The organism is Vulcaniibacterium thermophilum (assembly GCF_007923255.1).
Taxonomy (GTDB): domain Bacteria; phylum Pseudomonadota; class Gammaproteobacteria; order Xanthomonadales; family Xanthomonadaceae; genus Lysobacter_F; species Lysobacter_F thermophilum.
On the sequence record NZ_VOHJ01000008.1, the window covers coordinates 1 to 22,338 of the forward strand.

The following is a 22,338-nucleotide window of genomic DNA, read 5'->3' on the forward strand; positions in this document are numbered from 1 at the left end:
GGTGCCGGCGCCCGGCGAGATCGCGCCGGCCCCGGCCGCCGCGCCCGGCATGCCCGGCGTGCCCGCCGCCACCGCGACGCAGCAGGCGCCCGCCGCCGGCGATTCCGCCGACGCCGCGCCGATCGCGCCCGAACAGGCGGCCGACGTGGTGCGCCAGTACCACGCCGAGATCGACCGCGGCGCGTTCGACCGCGCCTACGCGCTGTGGGCGGAAGGCGGCGCGGCCAGCGGCCAGTCCGCCGAGGCGTTCGCCTCCGGGCTGCGCGACATGGTCGACATCAGCGCCGACGTGCGCGCGCCCGCGCGGCTGCGCAGCGGCGCCGGCGTGCTGTACATCGAAGTGCCGGTGTCGGTGGCGGTGGAATACCGCGACGGCCGCAGGCGCCGGCTGGAAGGCGCCTACCTGCTGAAGCGCTCCACCCAGCCCGGCGCCACCGACGAGCAGCGCCAGTGGCGCATCAGCTCGGCCCTGCTGCGCGAGGTGACGCCGTGAGGCCCGTGCTGGCCGCGGCGCTGACGCTCGCCTGCGCCGGCTGCATGCGCGAGGCGTCCACCGCTTCCGCGGCGGCGCCGCCGGCGGGCGAGGAGGTGGTCGCGCCCGCGCCGCGCGACGACGCCTGGCGCCTGCCGGGCCCGTTCGCGCCCGGGATCACCGTCGACGCGCTGCGCGCGCGGTTCGGCGCCCGGCACGTGCGCATTGCCGAGGTTCCCCTCGGCGAGGGCGATGTCGAACGCGGCGTCGTGCTGTTCCCCGACGATCCGACCCGCCGCGCCACGCTGTATTTCCACGACCCGGACGCGCTGCTGGGCCTGGCGTCGGTGCGCGTCGACGATGCCGGCTCGCGCTGGCGGCTCGAGCCGGGCGTCGCGATCGGCATGAGCGGCCACGCGCTGGTGCGCCTCAACGGCGCGCCGCTCAGCTACACCGGCTTCGACTGGGACTACGGCGGACGCGTGATCGACTGGCACGGCGGCGCGCTCGGCGCAGGTCCGCTGCGCTACCACGTCACGCTGTCGCTGGACGCCGGCGAGCCGACCGTCGAGGTGCCGAGCGGCGATGCCACCTTCCGCAGCGACGATGGCCGCTACCAGCCCGCGTTCGCGCGTGCACGGGTGTCGGAGATCGGCGTGTCCTGGCCCGCGCCGGGCGCGGCGGAGTAGCCGCGTCTCAGAGCTCGAACCGGTAGGACAGCTTCACCAGCAACTGCTCGCTGTCGCGCAGGTCGAACGCCTCGCCGAAGTGGCGGTAGACGTCGTAGCGGTTGTCGGGCGCTTCCTCCAGCATCGAACCGCCGCGCACGTAGGCGACGTAGAGGTACGACAGCGGCGCCAGTTCGTAGCGGTAGCGCACCTGGAAGCCCAGCGTGCGCAGCGCGAAATCGGGCACCGCCTCGTCCACCGCGCGCGCGCGGCGGTCGGCGCCCACCCGCCACACCTGTTCGGTCCGCGCGTCCAGGCCGATCGCCTCCAGCCGCACGCGCAGTTCCTGGCGGTCGTCGACCAGCCAGGTCATGCCCGCATCGACGTGCAGCGTCTCGGCATCGAACGTGGCCAACCGGTTGCCGCCGCGCCACAGCAGCCAGTCGGGATTGCGGGTGTAGCGCACCGAGGAGAAGAAGCTGAGGCGGTCGTCGACGTGATAGGTGGGCTCGAGCACGAGCTCGATCGCGCCGTCGTCCGGACCGCCGAGCCCCTCGGCGAAATAGCGCGCGCTGCCGTACCACGCCCAGTGGCCGCGCCGCGGCCGGAAGCGCTCGGCGAACAGGAACAGCTTGGCCGGCATCCGCACCACGCCGTTGCCGCGCAGGATCAGATCGTCGTGGCCGTCGGTCCAGCCGGCCAGCTCGATGTACTGGTTGCCGCCGTCGCGGCGCTCGCTCTGGCGGCCGATCGCGAACGCGTCGGCGATGTGCACGCCGCCGTCGGTGGAGCGGTGCGAGACCGCGAAGCGCCAGTCGTGCGAGTTGTACGGCGAGTCGTCCGGCAGGTCGGTCAGCCGCCGCGCGCGTTCGTAGCGGACGTAGTTGAAGTCGTTGCGTTCCAGAAAGCCGAAATCGTTGAGCTGCAGGCCGTCGCCCAGATGCAGCGCGAACAGTTGTTCGCGCCAGCCGTTGTCGAGCTCGTGGTCGATACGCACCTGCGCGCCGCTGTCGTCCACGCGCGCGCCGACCTGTTCCACGCGCGAGCCGACCAGCACGCTGCGCACGTTCCAGCGTGCGTCGGGTCGCCAGCGGTGTTCGAGCGAGAACACGTCCGCGGTGCGGTCGAAGTGCGGACGCTCGACCCGGGTCAGCATCGCGCCCAGCCCGTGGCGTTCGCTGTCGCGCGTGGCGCGCAGCGCGTAGAAGTCGCGGCCGGCGTCGTCGTCCTCGGTGGCGGCGAACACGCCGTAGCCGAACCCGGCCGCGCTGCCGTTGAGCTTCACCGCCGCGCGCACGTCGCCCGCGCCGCTGCCGTCGTCGGCGGCGCCGCCGACGCGGCGCGTGTAGATCAGCCGGTTGGCGCCGTTGAGGCCGCCGAACGGCACGTCGAAATAGCTCTGGTTCTCGGTGAAGAACGGCCGCTTGTCGTTGAAGAACGTCTCGATCGCGCCGAAATTGACCACCAGTTCGTCGCTTTCGACCTGGCCGAAGTCCGGATTGAGCGTGGCGCTGAGCTGGAACTGCCCGCTCGGCTTCCAGAACACGTCGGCGCCGGCGTCGAAGTCGGTCTCGCCGCCGACCTTGTCGTACAGCCCGACCACGTACGGAGTGACCGCCAGCAGCGACTGGCTGTACTGCGGGATCTCGACCCGCTCCAGCGCCGAGAGGAAGCGCGGCTCGACGAACGTCACCGCCGGCCAGGCCATCCGCTCGCCGGTGGCGCCGATCACGCGGTCGAGCGACAGGCCGATCGTGCGCGTGCCGCCGTCGGCCTTGCGCATCGGCGCGATGTGCCACGGCAGCAGGATCTCCGCGTACCAGGCCTGCGCGTCCTCGCTCACCGCGTGCCGCCAGTCGCCGTCCCAGTCGTCGTTGAACTGGTTCTCGTTGGTGATGGTGGTGTCGATGATGCTGTCCGACAGCAGCAGGGTGAAGTTGTAGCCGGTGCGGCCGTCGCCGTCGAAATCGACGTAGACGTTGACGCGGTCCATCGGTCCGCCCTGGTCGCGCTGCGCGCGCTGGCGGGTGCGCGGCACCTCCGGCGGCTGCTCGGCGCGCACGGCGATCGCCAGCCCCTCCGGCGTGGCCAGCACCCAGGCCTCGGTCGGATGGCGCGCCCGCTCGCGCGAGAGCGGCTGCACCATGCGGAAATCGGTGATGTGCCGCGCGCCCTGCCATTCGGCCGGGTCGATGCGGCCGTCGATCTCGACCGCCCCGGCGTGCGGAGCGATGGCGGCGAGGGCGGCCGCGACGGCCAGGGCGAGCGGTGCGCGCATGGGAGGCTTGATGCGGACGTGGAAAGACCCGCGCAGCCTAGGCCGTTCCGGGCACGCGTCCGAATGGCTTAAGTCATGCCAACCTTGGCGAGAGTCCCTGCATCGTCCGGCGCAGCGCCGGCCACCGGCGCGCCTGCCCGCCGGGGCGAGCGCATGCCGTGACGTTGCCGTCGCTTGCATGCGCTTCGATCGATGGCGGCGCGCGCACCCGGCAAGCGATCTGGCCATGTTTGCGCGTGCACGGTGCGCCCGCGAAACTAGCGCTTGGACCTCGTCGCGGAGACTCGATGCCCCATCACACCTCGCTCATCACGCTGTTGGTCGCCGCCTTCGTCGCTGCGTTCGTGCTCGGCGCGCTCGCGCGTCGTGTCCACCTATCGCCGATCGTTGGCTATCTGCTGGCCGGGGTGGCGGTCGGCCCGTTCACGCCGGGATTCGTCGCGGACGAAACTTTGGCACCTCAACTGGCCGAACTCGGCGTGATCCTGCTGATGTTCGGCGTGGGCCTGCACTTCTCGTTGCGCGATCTACTTCAGGTTCGTGCGATTGCGCTGCCCGGCGCGGTCGCGCAGATCGCAGCGGCGACTCTGCTCGGCTGGGGCCTGGCGCGGTGGCTGGGATGGTCCAACACCGCGGGCATCGTGTTCGGCCTTGCCCTATCGGTGGCCAGCACGGTCGTGCTTTTGCGCGAACTCGAGCAGCGGCGCCTGCTCGACACCGCGCGCGGCCACATCGCCGTCGGATGGCTGATTGTGGAGGATGTGGCCATGGTGCTGGCGCTGGTCCTGTTGCCGGCACTGGCGGGCGGTGGAGGCGAAAGCACCAAGGAAGGTTCGTTGCTGCTGGCATTACTGGCGACATTCGCCAAAGTGGGCGGTTTCGTCGCGGTCATGCTGCTGTTCGGCCGCCGAGTGATTCCTTGGGTGCTTGAGCGCATTGCCGCGACTGGCTCACGCGAACTGTTCACGCTAAGCGTGCTGGCGATAGCGCTCGGCGTTGCGTTCGGTTCTGCGATGCTGTTCGGCGTGTCGTTCGCGCTTGGCGCGTTCTTTGCAGGACTGGTGCTCAGCGAGTCGGAATTCAGCCATCAAGCCGCAAACGAAACGCTGCCGCTGCGCGACGCGTTCGCGGTCCTGTTCTTCGTATCGGTCGGCATGCTGTTCGATCCAGGCATCCTGATCGAGCGTCCGCTGGATGTGGTCGCGACCTTCCTGATCATTGTGCTGGGCAAATCGGTCGCGGCATGGCTGATCGTGCGCGCGTTCGGGAAGGACAACACCACCGCTCTGCTGATCTCCGCCAGCCTCGCCCAGATCGGCGAGTTCTCCTTCATCCTCGCCGGGCTCGGCATGCAGCTCGAAGTACTGCCGCGTGACGGCTACGACCTCATTCTCGCTGGCGCGCTGATGTCGATCATGCTCAACCCGCTGCTGTTCGGCTGGGTGCAGCGGCACGAGCGGCTCGCCGAACGGACCGCGCCGCGCGAGCCGACGCCGGTGCCGCCCGACCTGCGCGAGCACGTGCTGATCGTCGGCTACGGCCGCGTCGGCAGCGAGCTGGCGCGCCTGCTGCACGCGCGCGGCGTGCTGGTGGTGGTGATCGACGGCGAGGACGACCGCATTGACCACGCGCGCGCCGCCGGCCTGCTCGCCATCCGCGGCAACGCGGCCGACGTGCGCGTGATCGGCGAGGCCGCGCCGGAGCGCGCACGGATGGCGTTGCTGGCGATCCCCAACGCGCTGGAAGCGGGCGAGATCGTCGCCGCACTGCGCGCGGCCAACCCCACGCTGACCGTCGTCGCGCGCGCGCACAGCGACGCCGGCGTGCGCCACCTGCTCGAACACGGCGCCGACGGCGCGGTGATGGCCGAGCGCGAACTCGCGCACAGCCTCGCCGAGATGGTGCTGGCCACGCCCGACTATCGCGGCAGCCGGCACCTGCCGCCGGCGACGCTGTAGCCGGTCCGCGGGGTCTCCTTCTTATTTGCCAGGAGAGCGCATGGCGCACATCGTGTTCCTCACCGGTGCGGGGATGTCGGCGGAGAGCGGCATTCCGACTTTCCGCGACGCGCTCACCGGCCTGTGGTCCCGGTTCGATGCCGAGCGGCTGGCGACAGCGGCCGCGTTCCGACGCGACCCGGCTATGGTCTGGGGCTGGTACCGCTGGCGCGCGGCGCGGGTCATGCAGGCGCAACCGCACGCCGGCCATCGCGCGATCGCCGCGCTGGAAGCCCACGGCCATCGCGTCGAGGTGATCACGCAGAACGTCGACGACCTGCACGAACGCGCCGGCAGCACGGGCGTGGTGCATCTGCACGGCGAACTGCTGCGCTCGCGCTGCATCGACTGCGGGGCGGGCGAACACCCCGACCCGATCGTGCGACCGCCCGCGGACGGCGCGCGAGAGGAGCCGCCGCGCTGCGCTGCGTGCGGCGGCCTGATCCGACCGGGCGTGGTCTGGTTCGGCGAGGCGCTGCCGGTCCAGGCCTGGTCCCGCGCGCAGGACGCGCTCGCAGCGTGCGACCGCGTGGTGGTGGTCGGCACTTCCGGGTTGGTGCAGCCGGCGGCCTCGCTGCCGGCGCTGGCGCGTGCGCTCGGCAAGCACGTGCTCGAGATCAACCCGCAGCGCAGCGGCGTGACGGAGGATGCCGACGAACACTGGGCGCTGCCCGCGAGCGAAGGCCTCGTGCGGCTGCTCGAACGGCTGCGCGGCTGAGCCGCCAGGCGACAGTGACTTCCTGCAGTAGGCCGCGCGGCCGCGCGCGCTCACGCTCACGCCCCCCGCCATCGAGACACGCCATGCGGCTGCCCGTTCTGTCCGTCGCCACCCTCCTGCTGCTGGCCGCGTGCACCGATGCGCGCGCCGACGCGCCGTTCCGCCAGGACTACCGCACCACCGAGGTGGCCGACGGCGTGATCGCCTTCGTCGCCGACGAATCGCCCGGCGGCGTCGTGCAGGGCAACATCACCGTGATCGCCGGCGAGCGCTACAGCGTGGTGGTCGATTCGGGCCAGTACCCGGCGCTTGCGCGGCGCATCGTCGAGGACGTGCGCGCACGCGGTTTGCCGCCGGTGAAGTATCTGGTGAACACCCACTGGCACGGCGACCACCTGCTCGCCAATCACGTCTTCAAGGACGCATGACCGGAGCTGGTGGTCCTGCAGCACGCGCAGACCGCGCGCGCCGGTGCGCGCAACTATGCCGACTGGCATGCCAAGGCGCAGGGCTACGGCCGCCTGCCCGACGAGCTGGAGGCGGCCGCCGCGCGCGGCACCAGCGCCAAGGGCGAGCCGCTGAGCGAGGAGCAGCGCGCCGGCAACCGCACCCACGCGGCGCTCCTGCGCCAGTGGCTGGCCGCGGGCGGCATGCAGACGCGCTGGGCGCCGCCCGATCTGACGTTCGGCGAGGGCATCGATCTCGAGCTCGGCAACCGCACGGTCTCGGTACGCCACCTCGGCCGGGCCAACACGGCGGGCGACGTCGTGCTGTGGGACGAGCGCACGCGCACGCTGGTGACGGGCGACATCGTGGTCGCGCCGACGCCGTACTCGTTCGGCTCCTACCACTCGGACTGGATCGGCACGCTGGCGCGCCTGCGCGCGATGAAGCCGGCGCGCATCGTGCCCGGCCACGGCCTGGTGATGGGCGACGACGCCTATCTGCAGCAGCTCGCCGCGCTGCTCGAGGAGACGCGCCGCCAGGTGCGCGCCGGGCGGCACGCCGGCAGGACGCTCGAACAACTGCGCGCCGGGATCCGCCTGCCGGAGTTCGAGGCGCGGTTCGCCGGCACCGATCCCGCACGCATCCGCGCCTTCCGCGCCTTCTTCCTGCAGCCGGGCATCGAGCAGGCCTACAAGGAAGCCCGCGGCGAGACCTGGCTGGAGTGAGGTTGCCGGATCAGGCCTTGCGGAACACGAGCTGGCCGCCCTCGGCCTCGACCTGGACGGTGTCGCCCTGGCCGAACTCGCCGGCCAGGATGCGCTGGGCCAACGGGTTCTCGAGCTGCGCCTGGATCGCGCGCTTGAGCGGGCGCGCGCCGTACACCGGGTCGAAGCCGACGTTGGCCAGCAGCGCCAGCGCCTCGTCCGACAGCGCGATGCGGATGCCGCGCTCGGCCAGCCGCTGTTCCAGCCGCCGCAACTGGATGCGCGCGATGCCCTTGATCTGCGCCTTGTCGAGCGGATGGAAGACGACGATGTCGTCCAGCCGGTTGATGAACTCCGGTCGGAAGTGCGCCTGCACCACGCCCATCACCGCGGCCTTCATCTGCGTATAGGCTTCGGCCGAGTCGTCGCCTCCGAACTCCTGGATCATCTGCGAGCCGAGGTTGGAGGTCATCACGATGACGGTGTTGCGGAAGTCCACCGTGCGGCCCTGGCCGTCGGTCAGGCGGCCGTCGTCGAGCACCTGCAGCAGCACGTTGAACACGTCCGGATGCGCCTTCTCGACCTCGTCGAGCAGGATCACGCTGTACGGACGGCGCCGCACCGCCTCGGTGAGATAGCCGCCCTCCTCGTAGCCGACGTAGCCCGGCGGCGCGCCGATCAGCCGGGCGACGGCGTGCTTCTCCATGAACTCGCTCATGTCGATGCGCACCATCGCCTCGTCGGTGTCGAACAGGAACTCGGCCAGCGCCTTGCACAGCTCGGTCTTGCCGACGCCGGTGGGGCCGAGGAACAGGAAGCTGCCGTTGGGGCGGTTGGGATCGGACAGGCCGGCGCGCGAGCGGCGGATGGCGTCGGACACCACCTTGATCGCCTCGTCCTGGCCGACCACGCGCGCGTGCAACGCCTCCTCCATCTTCAGCAGCTTCTCGCGCTCGCCTTCCAGCATCTTGCTGACCGGGATGCCGGTCCAGCGCGAGACCACCTCGGCGATCTCCTCGGCGGTGACCTTGTCCTGCAACAGGCGGAAGCCCTTCGACTCGGCCTCCTGCGCGGCGGCGAGCTGCTTCTCCAGCTCGGGAATGCGGCCGTACTGGATCTCGCTCATGCGCGCGTAATCCTGCCGGCGCTGCGCGGCTTCGAGTTCGAGCTTGGCCTGCTCGATCTGCTCCTTGATCTTGGTCGCGCCGTGCAGCGTGGCCTTCTCCGCCTTCCACACCTCCTCGAGGTCGTTGTACTCGCGCTCGAGCGCGGCGATCTCGGCCTCGAGATCGGCCAGGCGCTGCTTCGAGGCCTCGTCCTTCTCCTTCTTCAGCGCCTCGCGCTGGATCTTGAGCTGGATCAGCCGGCGCTCCTTCCTGTCCAGCTCCTCCGGCTTGGAGTCGATCTCCATGCGGATGCGCGAGGCGGCCTCGTCCATCAGGTCGATCGCCTTGTCCGGCAACTGGCGGTCGCTGATGTAGCGGTGCGAGAGCGTGGCGGCGGCGACGATCGCCGGGTCGGTGATCTCCACGCCGTGGTGCAGCGCGTAGCGCTCCTTCAGGCCGCGCAGGATCGCGATCGTGTCCTCGACCGACGGCTCGCCGACGAACACCTTCTGGAAGCGCCGCTCCAGCGCGGCGTCCTTCTCGACGTACTTGCGGTACTCGTCGAGCGTGGTCGCGCCGATGCAGTGCAGCTCGCCGCGCGCGAGCGCCGGCTTGAGCATGTTGCCGGCGTCCATCGCGCCCTCGGCCTTGCCGGCGCCGACCATCGTGTGCAGCTCGTCGATGAACAGGATCACCTGGCCTTCGTTCTTGGCGAGGTCGTTGAGCACCGCCTTCAGCCGTTCCTCGAACTCGCCGCGGTACTTGGCGCCGGCGATCAGCGCGCCCATGTCGAGCGCGAGCACGCGCTTGCCGCGCAGGCCTTCCGGCACCTCGCCGTTGACGATGCGCTGGGCGAGCCCTTCGACGATCGCGGTCTTGCCCACGCCCGGCTCGCCGATCAGCACCGGGTTGTTCTTGGTGCGCCGCTGCAGCACCTGCACGGTGCGGCGGATCTCCTCGTCGCGGCCGATGACGGGATCGAGCTTGCCTTCCTCGGCGCGGCGGGTCAGATCGACGGTGTACTTCTCCAGCGCCTGGCGCTGGTCCTCGGCGTTCTCGCTCTGCACCTTCTCGCCGCCGCGCAGCTTGTCGATCGCGGCTTCGAGCCGGGCCTTGGACGCGCCCGCGGCCTTCAGCGCCTGGCCGGCCGGGCCGTCGTCCTCGAGCGCCGCCAGCACGAACATTTCGCTGGCGATGAAGGCGTCGCCGCGCTGCTGCGCGTACTTGTCGGTCAGATTGAGCAGCCGCGCCAGCGCGTTGCTGATGGCGATGTTGCCGGCCTGGCCGGACACCTTCGGCAGCTTCTCCAGCGCCTCGCCGAGGCGTTCGCGCAGCAGCGGCACGTTGGCCCCGGCCTGCGCGAGCAGCGGCCGCGTGCTGCCGTCGGGCTGGTCGAGCAACGCCGCCAGCACGTGCACCGGCTCGACCATCGCATGGTCGCGACCGACCGCGAGCGATTGCGCGTCCGACAGCGCCTGCTGGAAGCGCGAGGTGAGTTTGTCCATTCGCATTGGGGACTCCCCCGAAGAAAGCGGAAACCGAGTTGCAGATGCGGCGCGCGGCGGCCGCTTTCAAGCAGCCGGCGACCGGCGGCGGCACCTTGAAACCGGCGCCGCGCAGCCCAATCTGCGAGCGCCGCGGGACGCCGTCGACCTCGCGCTTACATCCGCCTGTCCACCCTATGTGCACATGGCGACGACGAATCCGAACGACCTGCCACCCCCGCCGCCGCTGGCCCCGGACTGGGCGCTGTTTCTCGACGTGGACGGCAGTCTCCTCGAGTTCGCGCCCACCCCGGACGGCGTGCGGGTTCCCGACGAGCTGATCGCCACTCTGGGCCGCCTGCAGCAGCGGCTGGAAGGCGCGCTGGCGCTGGTCAGCGGGCGCTCGCTGGCGCAGTTGGATCGCCTGTTCGCGCCGTTGCGGCTGCATGCGGCCGGCCTGCACGGCCTGGAGCTGCGCGGCGCGCCGCCGCCGTCGCCGCCGGCGGCGTTGGCGGGCGTGCGCGAGAGCGCCGAGGCGGTCGCGCGCGACTTTCCGGGCGCGCTGGTGGAGGACAAGGGCGCCGCGCTCGCGCTGCACTGGCGCACCGCGCCGGAGGCCGCTCCCGCGCTGCGCGCCGCGGCCGAGGCCGCGCTCGCCGCGCTTCCCGGTTACCGCCTGCAGCCGGGCGATCACGTCGTCGAGGTGCGTCCCGACGGCGCCGACAAGGGCGCGGCGGTGGACCGCATGCTGGCGCAGCCGCCGTTCCGCGGGCGGGTGCCGGTGTTCGTGGGCGACGATCTCACCGACGAGGACGGCTTTCGGCGCGTGCGTGCGCGCGGCGGGCTCGCCGTGCTGGTCGGACTGCGCCGTCCCACCCACGCCACCCATGCGCTGGCCGACCCCGCCGCGGTGCGCGCCTGGCTGCGCGCCGGCGCGATCGACGCCCCGCACCCCCTCCAGGAGGCCCTCGGATGACCCGCCCGCCCACTTCCGCCTCGCTCGATCTGGGTGTGGTCGGCAACGGCAGCGTCGCCGCGCTGATCGATCCGCGCGGCCGCGTGGTCTGGGGCTGCGTGCCCACCTTCGACGGCGATCCGGTGTTCTGCGCCCTGCTCTCGCCCACCCGGCACGAAGGCGGCGATTACGCCATCGAGCTGGAGGATTGCATCGCCTCCGAGCAGGCCTACGTGCCCAACACCGCCGTGCTGCGGACGGTGCTGCGCAACGCGCGCGGCGATGCGATCGAGATCGTCGATTTCGCACCGCGCTGGCGCGAGTTCGGCCGCTTCTACCATCCGGTGATGCTGATGCGCCGCGTGCGCCCGCTGGCCGGGCAGCCGCGCGTGCGCGTGGTGCTGCGGCCGCTGTGCGAATACGGCGCGCGGCCGCCGGAGGTGACCTGGGGCAGCAACCACATCCGCTACGTGGTGCCCGATTTCACGCTGCGGCTCACCAGCGACGTGCCGGTGCGGTTCGTGCTCGATGCGCTGCCGTTCGTGCTCGACCGCGATCTGCACCTGATCCTCGGCCCCGACGAAACGCTGACCCGGCCGATCGGCGCGTACGTGCGCCTGGCCGAGGAGAACACCGTCAACTACTGGCGCGAGTGGGTGCGCAATCTGTCGATTCCGCTGGAATGGCAGGACGCCGTGATCCGCAGCGCGATCACCCTCAAGCTGTGCCAGTACGAGGAGACCGGCGCGATCGTCGCCGCCATCACCACCTCGATCCCGGAAGCGCCGCACACCGTGCGCAACTGGGACTACCGCTACTGCTGGCTGCGCGACGCCGCCTTCGTCGTGCGCGCGCTCAACCGCCTGGGCGCGACGCGCACGATGGAGGAATACCTGCGCTACGTGTTCAACCTGGCCACCACCGACGGCACGCTGCAGCCGCTGTACGGCATCGGCTTCGAAGGGCGGCTGGCCGAGGAGGAGGTGCCGACGCTGGCCGGCTACCGCGGCATGGGGCCGGTGCGGCGCGGCAACCTGGCGTGGATCCAGAAGCAGCACGACGTGTACGGCTCGGTGGTGCTGGCGTCCACCCAGTTGTTCTTCGACCAGCGGCTTTCGCCGAGCGGCGACCGCGCGATGTTCGCACGGCTGGAGCCGCTGGGCGAATGCGCGGCGCGCCTGTTCGACCAGCCCGATGCCGGCCTGTGGGAGTTCCGCGGCCGCGCCGAAACCCACACCTACTCGGCGGCGATGTGCTGGGCCGCGTGCGACCGTCTGGCCAAGATCGCGCAGCATCTCGGCCTGCCCGAGCGCGCCGCCTACTGGCGCGCGCATGCCGACCGCATGCACCGGGTGATCGTCGAGGCGGCGTTCAACGCGCAGCGCGGCCATTTCGTCGATGCCTTCGGCGGCGAGCGGCTGGACGCCTCGCTGCTGCTGCTGGCCGATCTGGGCTTCGTCGCGCCGCACGATCCGCGCTTCGTCGCCACGGTGGAGGCGATCGGCCGCGACCTGCGGCGCGGCAACGGGCTGTTCCGCTACATCGCGCCGGACGATTTCGGCGTGCCGGAGACCAGCTTCACCATCTGCACGTTCTGGTACGTCGACGCGCTCGCCGCGATCGGCCGCTACCAGGAGGCGCGCGACCTGTTCGAGACGGTGCTCGCGCGCCGCAACCCTCTGGGACTGCTGTCCGAGGATCTCGCCTTCGAGGACGGCGAGCCGTGGGGCAACTTCCCGCAGACGTATTCGCACGTGGGCCTGATCACGGCCGCCATGCGGCTCAGCCGCCCCTGGCAGGACGCGATCTGAAGGCGCACGTCCCCCGGCCGCCGGCCACGCCCGCGCGCGCGCCGGCGGCGACAACCTGGAAGGAGGTACTGCGATGAGCCGCCTGGTGATCGTATCCAACCGTGTCGCCGTCCCCGGCGAGTCCCGCGCCGGCGGCCTGGCCGTCGCGCTGCGCGCCGCGCTGGCCGAAACCGGCGGGCTGTGGTTCGGCTGGAGCGGCAAGATCGACCCCGACCGCTCCGGCTTCGTGCGCGAGCAGAGCGAGGGCAACATCCGCTACGTGACGATGGACCTGTCGCGGCGCGACCACGAGGACTACTACAACGGCTTCGCCAACCGCACGCTGTGGCCGCTGCTGCACTTCCGCATGGATCTGGTCGACTACAGCCGCGAGACCTACGCCGGCTACCTGCGCGTCAACGCGCTGTTCGCGGAGAAGCTGGCGCCGCTGCTGGCGGACGACGACATCGTCTGGGTGCACGACTACCACCTGATTCCGCTCGCCAAGCTGCTGCGCGAGAAGGGCGTCAGGGCGCGGCTGGGCTTCTTCCTGCACGTGCCGATGCCCTCCTCCGACCTGCTCGCCGCGCTGCCGGATCACCGGCGCCTGTTCGAGGGCCTGTCGCAGTACGACCTGGTCGGCTTCCAGACCGACCGCGACCTCGAGCGCTTCCAGGACTACGTGCGCCTGTTCGGCGGCGGCCGCGTGGTGGAACCGGGCGTGCTGGAGGCGCCGGGCGGGCGCCGCCTGCGCGCCGGCGCCTTCCCGATCAGCATCGACACCGCGCACATCGCGCGCCAGGCCGAGGCCGCGGTCGGCAAGGCCAGCGTCAAACGGTTGCAGGCCAGTCTCGCCAACCGCGCGCTCGCCATCGGCGTGGACCGGCTCGACTACTCCAAGGGCCTGCCGGAACGCTTCCGCGCGTTCGAGCGTTTCCTCAAGCGCCATCCGCAGCACGTGGGCCGGCTCACCTTCCTGCAGATCGCGCCGGTCTCGCGCGGCGAGGTCGCCGAATACCGCTCGCTGCGCAACGAGCTGGAACAGCTCGCCGGCCACATCAACGGCAGCCACGCCGAACCCGACTGGACGCCGGTGCGCTACGTCAACCGCAACTACCCGCACCCGACCCTGACCGGCTTCTACCGGCTGGCGCAGGTCGGCCTGGTGACGCCGTTGCGCGACGGCATGAACCTGGTCGCCAAGGAATTCGTCGCCTCGCAGAACCCCGACGATCCCGGCGTGCTGGTGCTGTCGACGTTCGCCGGCGCCGCGCGCGAGCTGGACGCCGCCCTGCTGGTCAACCCTTTCGACATCGACGGCGTGGCCGATGCGATCGCGCGCGCGCTGCTGATGCCGCGCGCCGAACGTCGCGAGCGCTGGCTTGCGATGATGAAGAAGCTGCTCGCCCACGACATCACGCACTGGCGGCGCAGCTTCCTCGATGCGCTGCGCGACGCCGAGCGTCAGTTCGACTTCGATCCGCTGATCGTCGCGCCGCGCTGGAACGGCAGCAGCAGAAGCATCAGCGCCGCCAGGACGATGTAGGCGCCGGCGAACTGCAGGGCGATCGTGCGCTGCAGGCCGTCCAGCGCGCCCGGCCACTGCAGCGCGCCCTGCGGCTGCACCGAGTGGATGACGCCGAACAGCGTCGCCACCGCGCCCACCGCCAGGAACGCCGCCGCGCGCGCGAGCCGGCGGTCGATCATCGCCGCCACCGCCGAGGTCCACAGCATCGCGGTGATGATGAAGCCGTTGCCGAGCGTGGCGACGACCGCCAGCTCCGGCAGCCCGTGGCCGTCCAGCGCGGTGCTGAGCTGGGCGAAACGGTCCGGCGCGATCCACGCCGGATTGCCGACCTTGATCGCCAGCATGTACGCCACCGACGGCAGAAAGCCCAGCACCATCGCCGGCGCGTGCTCGCGCGGCGTGGCCTGGAAGGCCTGCACGGTGATGTCGATCGCCACGTACACGATGATCGGCGCCAGCACCGCCAGCGGCAGCCACTGCACCAGACCCGCGACCACGCCCAGCATGCCGCCCACGCCGATGAACACGCCGGTCAGCAGCGTGTAGCCGCTGCGCGCGCCCATGTGCTTGTAGGCGGGCTGCCCGATGTACGGCGTGGTTTGCGCGACGCCGCCGCACAGGCCGGCGACCAGCGTCGAGACCGCCTCGGTGAGCAGCACGTCGCGGGTGCGGTAGTCGTCGCCCGCCGCGCGTGCGCTTTCGCTGACGTTGATGCCGCCGACCACCATCAGCAGGCCGAACGGCAGCAGCAGCGGCAGATAGGGCACGGTGTCGGGCAGCCGCTCCAGGAAGCCGAGGCTCGGCCACGGCAACGCCGGCCGCAGCGGCGCGGGCTGCGGCCAATGGAAACCGGGCGCGCCGAGGCCGGCCGCGCCGAGACCGTAGTACAACGCGGTGCCGATCAGGAACACCGCGAACACGCCCGGCAGACGCAGCGGCAGGCGGCCCTTCGCGACCAGCACGAACAACAGCAGCCCGAGCGTGGCGAAGCCGACGACTGGCGAGCGCATCGCCTCCACCAGCGGCAGGAAGCCCATCAGCACCAGGGCGATGCCGGCGATCGAGCCGAGCAGCCCGGCGCGCGGCACCGCGCGCGTCACCGCTTCGCCGACGAAGGACAGCGCGAACTTCAGCGCCCCCATCACCATCAGCGAGGCCATGCCGAGCTTCCACGTCGCCATCGCCGCGGCATCGGGCGTCATGCCCTGCTGGCGGTAGGCGACGAACGCGGGCCCGAGCACCAGCAGCGCCATGCCGATGCTGGTCGGCGCATCCAGACCCAGCGGCATCGCGGTGACGTCGTCGCGCCCGCTGCGCGCGGCCAGACGGCGCGCCATCGCGGTGTAGATCGCGTTGCCGACCAGCACGCCGAGCGCGGTGCCGGGAAACATCCGCGTGAACACGACCTCGGCGGGAAACCCGAAGATGCCGATCAGCGCGGCGGCGATGAAACCGAGGATCGACAGGTTGTCGACCACGAGGCCGAAGAAGCCGTTGAGATCGCCGGCGACGACCCAGCGCGGACGCGATTGGCGCATGGCAACCCCCTTGGAAGCCGAGCGCGCAGGTTACGGCAGGACGCGCCCGCGCGCCCCTGCGGCGGCGCGGTTCGCGCGGGTCGCGGCAGGAGCGCTTCAGCCGCGACCGGAAGCGCCCCACAGCGCGATCGCCGCCATAGCCGCGCCTGCGCCGCCTCGCGGCGAGGCGTCCAGGCGCGTGCGGCCTACCGCGCGATCCAGACCAGCGTCGCCATCCGCCCGGTGCGCGCGTCGCGGCGATGCGAGAAGAAGCGGTCGGCGTCGGCGATGGTGTCGAACCCGCCGCCGTGGATGCGCCCGTCGCGCAGGCCCGCGCGCTGCAGGCGTCGCCGCGCCAGCGCGTACAGATCCACGCGCCAATGCCCCGGGCGCGTCGGCACGAACGCCGCGGCCGCGCCGGCATCGTCGGCGACGAACGCGTCGCGCACATCGGCGCCGACCTCGTAACTCGCCGGTCCCGCCGCCGGCCCCAGCCAGGCTTGCAGCGACTCGGGTTCGGCATCCATCGCCGCCACCGTGGCCTCCAGCACGCCGGCCGCGAGCCCGCGCCAGCCGGCATGCGCGGCGCCGATCGCGCGCCCTGCCGGATCGCACAGCACGACGGGCAGGCAATCGGCGGTGAGGATGGCCAGCACCACGCCGGGCACGCCGGTCACCGCCGCGTCGGCCTCCGGCTCGTCGGCCGCCGGCGCGTCGAAACGCAGCACGCGGGTGCCGTGCACCTGCCGCAGCCAGCACGGCGGTGACGGCAGCCGCGCGTGTTCGACCAGCAGCGCGCGGTTGCGCTCCACGCGCGCCGGATCGTCGCCGTCCGCAGCGTGGCGGTTGCCGAGATTGAAGGCGTCGAACGGCGGCGGCGACACGCCGGGCCCGTAGCGCAGCGTGGTCAGCGCGCGCACGCCGGGCGGTGCCGGCCAGTCGGCCTCGATCCACGCGCTCACGCGCGCCCCGCATCGACGGCGGCCTGCGTGTCCGCGCGCAGCAGCGCGACCAGCCGCTGCATGTCCTCCGGCATCGGCGCGCTGCAGCGCACCGGTGCGCCGGTCACCGGATGCGCGAACTCGAGCGTCTCCGCGTGCAGCGCCTGCCGCCTGAACCCGCGCAGCGCCTCGACCAGCTCGGGCGTGGCGCCGCGCGGTAGCTTCAGCGGCCCGCCGTACAGCGGATCGCCGACGATCGGATGCTTCAGGTGCGCCATGTGCACGCGGATCTGGTGGGTGCGGCCGGTTTCCAGCCGGCATTCCAACAGCGTGTGCACGCGGAAGCGCTCGCGCAGGCGGTAGTGCGTGATCGCCTCGCGGCCGTCGTCGCGCACGGCCATCCGCAGGCGGTCGCGCGGGTGGCGGTCGATCGGCGCGCGCGCAGTGCCGCCGGACACCAGCGCGCCGACCACGATGGCGAGGTACTGGCGGTGCACCTCGCGCTCGGAGAGCTGCTCGACCAGCGCGGTGTGCGCAGGCAGGGTGCGCGCCACCACCATCACGCCGGAAGTGTCCTTGTCGAGGCGGTGGACGATGCCGGCGCGCGGCAGGTTCGCCAGGCCCGGATCGCGGTGCAGCAGCGCGTTGACCAGCGTGCCGGCGGGGTTGCCGGCGCCCGGATGCACCACCAGCCCCGGCGGCTTGTCGATCACCAGCAGGTGCTCGTCCTCGTACAGCACCTGCAGCGGAATCTCCTGCGGCGCGTCGTGCGTCTGCGTCTCCAGCACGGCTTCGACGGTGACGGTCTCGCCGCCGAGCACCGGATCGCGCGGCCGCACCGTGCGCCCGTCCAGCTTGGCGTCGCCCGATTTGATCCACGCCGCCAGCCGCGAACGCGAATACTCGGGAAACAGTTCCGCCAGCACCGCGTCGAAGCGGCGGCCGGCGGCGTGATCGGGAACGGTGGCGCGAAGGACGGTCGGCTCGGTCATCGGGGCGGCGGGACGCGGTTCAGGGGCCGCTCGCGCGGGCAGTGGGGCCGGCCTGTATTATGGCCGTTCACGTCCCGCTTCCGCGTCCACGCCATGACCCCACGCCCCGCCGTCACGCGCCTGCTGCTCCTGCTCCTGCTCGTCGCCTTCGCCACGAGCGGCTGCGCGCGGCTGAAGGGCATGTTCAAGGACGAGGACGCCGACGAGAACCAGCCGGTCGAGACCCTTTACGAGAAGGGCCACCGCTCGATCCGCAACGGCAACTGGGACAACGCCGAACAGACGTTCCGCCGCCTGATCGCGCAGTACCCCTACGGCCCGTACACCGAGCAGGCGCTGATGGAAACCGCCTACGCGCAGTACAAGGCCGGCAAGTACGAGGACGCGATCAGCACCATCGACCGCTTCATCCGCACCTATCCGACCCACCGCCACATCGCCTACCTGTACTACCTGCGCGGTCTGGCGAACTCGCGGCGCGACACGGTGTTCCTGCAGCGCGTGTGGCGGCTGGACGTGAGCCGGCGCGACCTGTCCACCCCGCAGCAGGCCTACAACGACTTCCAGCTCCTCACCGAGCGCTATCCGAACAGCCGCTACGCCGCCGACGCGCGCGAGCGCATGGTCGCGCTGCGCAACACCTTCGCGCGCCACGAGATCGACGTCGCGCTGTATTACCTGCGCCGCGGCGCCTACGTGGCCGCCGCGCAGCGCGCGAAGAACGTGCTGGAGACCTACCCGCAGAGCCGGTACCAGAACGACGCCGTCGCGCTGCTGGCCAAGGCCTACCACGGTCTCGGCAACGAGACGCTCGCCGCCGACGCCGAGCGTGTGCTGAAGGCGAACGCGCCCGATCACGCCTACTTCTCCGGCGACTGGCCCGACTATCCGAGCCGCCTGCACAAGCTCAACCCGTTCGCGGGCGAGAAGTCCCCGCTCGACACGCGCTGATTCCGGCGCGCCGTCTCGTTCGCCGCGCCGCGACGCGCGGCCGCACGCGCGCGGCACCGATCCGCTGCGGACGCGGCCACGACGCCTCGCCGCGGCGACCGGCCGCTCCCGCCGTCGCGCACCGGCGCCCCGTGGCGCACGACGCGCAACGCAGCGTGACGCGCATGCGCATTGCCTCGCGCGGCTCCAGCGTGTGGTCCGCATCCGGAGACCGCCGCCATGGCCATCGAAATCCTGCGCTACGCCGCCTTCACCGACCGCCCCGAGGGCGGCAATCCTGCCGGCATCGTGCCCGACGCCCGCGGCCTGGACGATGCGCGGCGCCTGGCGATCGCCGCCGAACTGGGCTATTCGGAAACCGCCTTCCTGGAGCCGCGCGGCGCGCGCGAGTACGACGTGCGCTACTTCAGCCCGCTCGCCGAGGTGCCGTTCTGCGGCCACGCCACGATCGCCGCCGCGGTCGCGCTCGCCGAGCGCGACGGTCCGGGCGGCCTGCGCTTCCGCACGCGCGCGGGGCTGGTGCCGGTCGAAACCGACCGGGTCGACGGCCGCATCCGCGCCACGCTGACGAGCGTGGCGCCGCGGGTCGAGCCGGTGCCGCCGGCCTTGCTGACGCAGGCCCTGCAAGCGCTGCGCTGGCGCAGCGACGAGCTCGATCCGGCGCTGCCCGCGCGTATCGCCTACGCCGGCGCGCGCCACCTGATCCTCGCCGCCTCGAGCCGCGAACGCCTCGCGCGCTTGGATTACGACTTCGACGCGCTGCAGGCGGCGATGCTGGAAGCCGACCTGACCACGGTCGCGCTGATCTGGCGGCAGACGCCGCACGTGTTCCACGCGCGCAATCCGTTCCCGGTCGGGGGCGTGGTGGAGGATCCGGCCACCGGAGCGGCCGCGGCCGCGTTCGGCGGCTATCTGCGCGCGCTGGCGCTCGTCGACCCGCCCGCGCAGATCACCATCCACCAGGGCCACGACATGGGCCGCCCGAGCCGGATCGAAGTGACGATCGACGCCACGCGTCCGGAAATCCGCGTCGGCGGCGGCGCGGTGCGGCTCGCGGAGACGACGGTCGGGTGAGCCGGACGCGCCGCCTCAGCCGCGATAGCCATTGCTGATCGGATAGCGCCGCTCGCGGCCGAACGCGCGCCGCGACACCTTCGGTCCCGGCGCCGCCTGGTGCCGCTTCCACTCGCCGATGCGCACCAGCCGCAGCACCTTGTCGACGGTGGCGGCATCGAAGCCGGCGGCGACGATCTCCTCGCGCGACTGCTCCTGGTCGACATGGCGCAGCAGGATGGCGTCGAGCACGTCGTACGGCGGCAGCGAGTCCTGGTCGGTCTGGTTCGGCCGCAGCTCGGCCGACGGCGGGCGTTCGATCACGCCCATCGGGATCACCGGATCGCCCACCGTGTTGCGCCAGCGCGCCAGCCGGTACACCTCGGTCTTGTAGACGTCCTTCAGCGGCGCGTAGCCGCCGCACATGTCGCCGTAGATCGTCGCGTAGCCGACCGCGTATTCGCTCTTGTTGCCGGTGGTGAGCAGCAGCCCGCCGAACTTGTTGGCGAGCGCCATCAGCAGCGCGCCGCGGCAGCGCGACTGCAGGTTTTCCTCGGCGACGTCGGGATCGCGCCCGGCGAACGGCTCGGCGAGCGCGTCGAGGAAGCCCTGGAACGGCGCCTCGATCGGAATCGTCAGCAGCCGCACGCCCTGCTCGGCGCACTGCTCGGCGGCGAGGTCGTTCGACAGGTCCGCCGTGTAGCGCGACGGCAAGCGCACCGCGGTCACGCGGTCGGCGCCGAGCGCATCGACCGCGATCGCCAGCACCAGCGCCGAATCGATCCCGCCGCTCAACCCGAGCCACACGCGATCGAAGCCGTTCTTGCGGCAGTAGTCCTGCAACCCGCGCACCAGCGCGCGCCAGGTCAGCGCCTCGCGCGATTCGTCGCCGTCCTCCTGCCATTGCAGCGGCAGGAAGCGGCGCGCCTGCGCGTCGTAGTCGGCCACCAGCCACTGTTCGACGAACGCCGAGGCCGCCGGATGCACGCGGCCGTCGCCGTCGGCCAGCACCGACGCGCCGTCGAACACCAGCGCGTCCTGCCCGCCCACCAGGTTGAGATAGGCGATGCCGACCCCGTGCTCGCGCGCGCGCTCCTCCAGCAGGCAGTCGCGCTGCACGTGCTTGTCCTGCTCGAACGGCGAGGCGTTCGGCACCACCACCACGCGCGCGCCGGCGGCGACGGTGTCCGCCAGCGGCTCGGGAAACCAGACGTCCTCGCAGATCAGAAGCCCGACCGGCACGCCGGCGACCTCGAACACGCACGTCTCCCCGTCCGGATCGCGCGCGAAGTAGCGGCGCTCGTCGAACACCGCGTAGTTCGGCAGCTCGCGCTTGCGGTAGGTGTGCGCGAGGGCGCCGTCGCGCAGCACGCTCGCCGCGTTGTAGACCACCGCGCCGGCGCTCTCCGGCCAGCCCACCACCGCCACGATCCCGCGCGCGGCCTCCGCCACCTGTCGGATCGCCGCCTCGCAATCGGCCAGGAAGCTCGGGCGCAGCAGCAGGTCCTCCGGCGGATAGCCGCTGATCGCGAGCTCCGGAAACACCACCAGGTGCGCGCCGTACTCGTCGCGCGCCTCGGCGATCATCGCCGCGATGCGCTCGGCATTGGCGTGCACGGCCCCGACCGGGAAATCGAACTGCGCCAAGGCGATACGGAGCGTCATGCGGTACCTCTGCCAGACCACCAGGCGCGCAGTGTACCCGCCCTCAGAACGCCTCTCCGAACGCCACCTCGCCGCCGATCCCGACCTGGTAGGCCGACACCCGCCGCTCGAAGAAATTGGTCAGCTCCTGCACGTCCTGCAGCTCCAGGAACGGGAACGGGTTGCGCGCCCCGTACTCCGGCGCCAGCCCGAGCGCGGCCAGGCGCAGGTCGGCGACGTATTCCAGGTACTGGCGCATCTCCCGGGGCGACAAGCCGTTCACTCCGCCGGACAGCACGTCGTCGGCGAACGCGGCCTCCACCGCCACCGCCTCGTGCAGCATCGCCCGCACCTCGCGCTCCATCTGCGCGTCGAACAATTCCGGCTCCTCCGCCCGCACGGTGCGGATCACCTCGAAGGCGAAGGCCATGTGCCCGGATTCGTCGCGGAACACCCAGTTGGTGCCCGCGGCCAGCCCCGGCAGCAGGCCGCGCGAGCGCAGGAACCAGACGTAGGCGAACGCGGCGAAGAAAAACAGCCCCTCGATGCAGCAGGCGAAGCAGATCAGGTTGAGCAGGAACGCGCGTCGGTTCTCGCGCGTGCGCAGCCGGTCAAGCGCGTGGATCGAATCCATCCAGCGGAAGCAGAACGCCGCCTTGGCCCGGATCGAGGGGATGTTCTCCACCGCGGCGAACGCCTCGGCGCGGCGCGCCGGGTCCGGGATGTAGGCATCCAGCAGGGTCAGGTAGAACTGCACGTGCAGCGCTTCCTCGAACAGCTGCCGCGACAGGTACATGCGCGCCTCGGGCGCGTTGATGTGCTGGTACAGGTTCAGCACCAGGTTGTTGGCCACGATCGAATCGCCGGTGGCGAAGAACGCCACCAGGCGCTCGATGAGGTGTCGGTCGGCCGCGGTGAGCTTGTGGCGCAGGTCGTTGACGTCGATGCCGAAGTCCACCTCTTCCACGGTCCAGGTGTTGCGGATCGCGGCGCGGTACATCTCGTAGAACTGCGGGTAGCGCATCGGCCGCAGCGTGAGTTCGAAGCCGGGGTCGAGCAGGCGGGTTGGCGCGGTGGACATCGGAATCTCCGG

The 22,338-nt window shown here is 71.6% G+C and carries 17 protein-coding genes and 1 pseudogene; 11 read left to right on the forward strand and 7 right to left on the reverse strand.

The genetic code is table 11. The features are described from left to right. A partial coding sequence (locus tag FQY64_RS14700) for a hypothetical protein (protein WP_186760859.1) occupies positions 1-493 on the forward strand: 493 nt, incomplete at its 5' end. Then, positions 490-1,161, forward strand: coding sequence for a hypothetical protein (locus FQY64_RS04960; RefSeq protein WP_146472597.1), 672 nt, complete (start codon positions 490-492; stop codon positions 1,159-1,161). The genes FQY64_RS14700 and FQY64_RS04960, both read left to right, overlap by 4 nt. A gap of 7 nt (positions 1,162-1,168) precedes the next feature. On the opposite strand, the gene FQY64_RS04965 is transcribed toward FQY64_RS04960, so the two are convergent. Continuing rightward, positions 1,169-3,418 (reverse strand): DUF5916 domain-containing protein, encoded by a 2,250-nt coding sequence (locus FQY64_RS04965; RefSeq protein ID WP_146472598.1) that lies wholly within the window; start codon positions 3,416-3,418, stop codon positions 1,169-1,171. 287 nt (positions 3,419-3,705) lie between these two features. Between FQY64_RS04965 and ybaL the strand changes: the two genes are divergently transcribed. The 4 genes from ybaL (at position 3,706) to FQY64_RS04985 (ending at position 7,305) form a co-directional block, all read left to right on the forward strand. Next, positions 3,706-5,376, forward strand: coding sequence for a YbaL family putative K(+) efflux transporter (gene ybaL / locus FQY64_RS04970; protein ID WP_146472599.1), 1,671 nt, complete (start codon positions 3,706-3,708; stop codon positions 5,374-5,376). Between the two features lie 40 nt (positions 5,377-5,416). Continuing rightward, on the forward strand, positions 5,417-6,133 hold the full coding sequence (locus FQY64_RS04975) for an NAD-dependent deacylase (RefSeq protein ID WP_146472600.1): 717 nt from the start codon (positions 5,417-5,419) through the stop codon (positions 6,131-6,133). Positions 6,134-6,216: 83 nt separating this feature from the next. After that, positions 6,217-6,561, forward strand: coding sequence for an MBL fold metallo-hydrolase (locus FQY64_RS04980; protein WP_146472601.1), 345 nt, complete (start codon positions 6,217-6,219; stop codon positions 6,559-6,561). 9 nt (positions 6,562-6,570) lie between these two features. Continuing rightward, on the forward strand, positions 6,571-7,305 hold the full coding sequence (locus FQY64_RS04985; RefSeq protein ID WP_186760860.1) for an MBL fold metallo-hydrolase: 735 nt from the start codon (positions 6,571-6,573) through the stop codon (positions 7,303-7,305). 10 nt (positions 7,306-7,315) lie between these two features. On the opposite strand, the gene clpB is transcribed toward FQY64_RS04985, so the two are convergent. Beyond that, positions 7,316-9,901, reverse strand: coding sequence for an ATP-dependent chaperone ClpB (gene clpB, locus FQY64_RS04990; RefSeq protein ID WP_146472603.1), 2,586 nt, complete (start codon positions 9,899-9,901; stop codon positions 7,316-7,318). Between the two features lie 178 nt (positions 9,902-10,079). Between clpB and otsB the strand changes: the two genes are divergently transcribed. From otsB to otsA, 3 genes and pseudogenes are all read left to right on the forward strand, one after another. Further along, positions 10,080-10,850: a trehalose-phosphatase gene (otsB, locus tag FQY64_RS04995; protein WP_146472604.1), complete on the forward strand. Its 771-nt coding sequence runs from the start codon at positions 10,080-10,082 to the stop codon at positions 10,848-10,850. Next, positions 10,847-12,640: a glycoside hydrolase family 15 protein gene (locus tag FQY64_RS05000; RefSeq protein ID WP_146472605.1), complete on the forward strand. Its 1,794-nt coding sequence runs from the start codon at positions 10,847-10,849 to the stop codon at positions 12,638-12,640. The genes otsB and FQY64_RS05000 overlap by 4 nt, the downstream gene beginning before the upstream one ends. 73 nt (positions 12,641-12,713) lie before the next feature. After that, positions 12,714-14,075: pseudogene (gene otsA, locus FQY64_RS05005) on the forward strand (alpha,alpha-trehalose-phosphate synthase (UDP-forming)); the annotation flags it as partial. An 8-nt stretch (positions 14,076-14,083) separates the two neighbouring features. On the opposite strand, the gene FQY64_RS05010 reads toward otsA, so the two are convergent. The 3 genes from FQY64_RS05010 to rluD form a co-directional block, all read right to left on the reverse strand. Continuing rightward, entirely contained in the window at positions 14,084-15,685 is a 1,602-nt protein-coding gene (locus FQY64_RS05010) for a SulP family inorganic anion transporter (RefSeq protein ID WP_146472607.1), read from the reverse strand. Positions 15,686-15,870: 185 nt separating this feature from the next. Then, the gene (gene pgeF / locus FQY64_RS05015) at positions 15,871-16,626 is read right to left on the reverse strand and encodes a peptidoglycan editing factor PgeF (protein WP_146472608.1); all 756 of its coding nucleotides are present in this window, start codon (positions 16,624-16,626) and stop codon (positions 15,871-15,873) included. Beyond that, entirely contained in the window at positions 16,623-17,597 is a 975-nt protein-coding gene (gene rluD, locus FQY64_RS05020) for a 23S rRNA pseudouridine(1911/1915/1917) synthase RluD (RefSeq protein ID WP_146472609.1), read from the reverse strand. Before rluD ends, pgeF begins: the two co-directional genes overlap by 4 nt. Before the next feature lie 93 nt (positions 17,598-17,690). Here rluD and FQY64_RS05025 point away from each other — a divergent pair, with 93 nt between their 5' ends. Then, positions 17,691-18,548, forward strand: a complete 858-nt coding sequence (locus tag FQY64_RS05025; protein ID WP_146472610.1) for an outer membrane protein assembly factor BamD — start codon at positions 17,691-17,693, stop codon at positions 18,546-18,548. 219 nt (positions 18,549-18,767) lie between these two features. Then, on the forward strand, positions 18,768-19,622 hold the full coding sequence (locus FQY64_RS05030) for a PhzF family phenazine biosynthesis protein (RefSeq protein WP_146472611.1): 855 nt from the start codon (positions 18,768-18,770) through the stop codon (positions 19,620-19,622). 15 nt (positions 19,623-19,637) lie between these two features. On the opposite strand, the gene FQY64_RS05035 is transcribed toward FQY64_RS05030, so the two are convergent. Continuing rightward, complete coding sequence (locus tag FQY64_RS05035; RefSeq protein WP_146472612.1) at positions 19,638-21,266, reverse strand: NAD+ synthase; 1,629 nt, start codon at positions 21,264-21,266, stop codon at positions 19,638-19,640. A gap of 43 nt (positions 21,267-21,309) precedes the next feature. Next, positions 21,310-22,326 carry a ribonucleotide-diphosphate reductase subunit beta gene (locus FQY64_RS05040; RefSeq protein ID WP_146472613.1) on the reverse strand — a complete coding sequence of 339 codons (1,017 nt, stop codon included), beginning with the start codon at positions 22,324-22,326 and terminating at the stop codon, positions 21,310-21,312. Positions 22,327-22,338: the final 12 nt, after the last annotated feature.

Excerpts from the sequence above, each read along its gene's own strand:
- FQY64_RS04965 (WP_146472598.1), bottom strand. The coding sequence starts at position 3,418 with ATGCGCGCACCGCTCGCCCTGGCCGTCGCGGCCGCCCTCGCCGCCATC.
- ybaL (WP_146472599.1), top strand. The coding sequence starts at position 3,706 with ATGCCCCATCACACCTCGCTCATCACGCTGTTGGTCGCCGCCTTCGTC.
- FQY64_RS04975 (WP_146472600.1), top strand. The coding sequence starts at position 5,417 with ATGGCGCACATCGTGTTCCTCACCGGTGCGGGGATGTCGGCGGAGAGC.
- FQY64_RS04980 (WP_146472601.1), top strand. The coding sequence starts at position 6,217 with ATGCGGCTGCCCGTTCTGTCCGTCGCCACCCTCCTGCTGCTGGCCGCG.
- clpB (WP_146472603.1), bottom strand. The coding sequence starts at position 9,901 with ATGCGAATGGACAAACTCACCTCGCGCTTCCAGCAGGCGCTGTCGGAC.
- otsB (WP_146472604.1), top strand. The coding sequence starts at position 10,080 with ATGGCGACGACGAATCCGAACGACCTGCCACCCCCGCCGCCGCTGGCC.
- FQY64_RS05000 (WP_146472605.1), top strand. The coding sequence starts at position 10,847 with ATGACCCGCCCGCCCACTTCCGCCTCGCTCGATCTGGGTGTGGTCGGC.
- FQY64_RS05010 (WP_146472607.1), bottom strand. The coding sequence starts at position 15,685 with ATGCGCCAATCGCGTCCGCGCTGGGTCGTCGCCGGCGATCTCAACGGC.
- rluD (WP_146472609.1), bottom strand. The coding sequence starts at position 17,597 with ATGACCGAGCCGACCGTCCTTCGCGCCACCGTTCCCGATCACGCCGCC.
- FQY64_RS05025 (WP_146472610.1), top strand. The coding sequence starts at position 17,691 with ATGACCCCACGCCCCGCCGTCACGCGCCTGCTGCTCCTGCTCCTGCTC.
- FQY64_RS05030 (WP_146472611.1), top strand. The coding sequence starts at position 18,768 with ATGGCCATCGAAATCCTGCGCTACGCCGCCTTCACCGACCGCCCCGAG.
- FQY64_RS05035 (WP_146472612.1), bottom strand. The coding sequence starts at position 21,266 with ATGACGCTCCGTATCGCCTTGGCGCAGTTCGATTTCCCGGTCGGGGCC.
- FQY64_RS05040 (WP_146472613.1), bottom strand. The coding sequence starts at position 22,326 with ATGTCCACCGCGCCAACCCGCCTGCTCGACCCCGGCTTCGAACTCACG.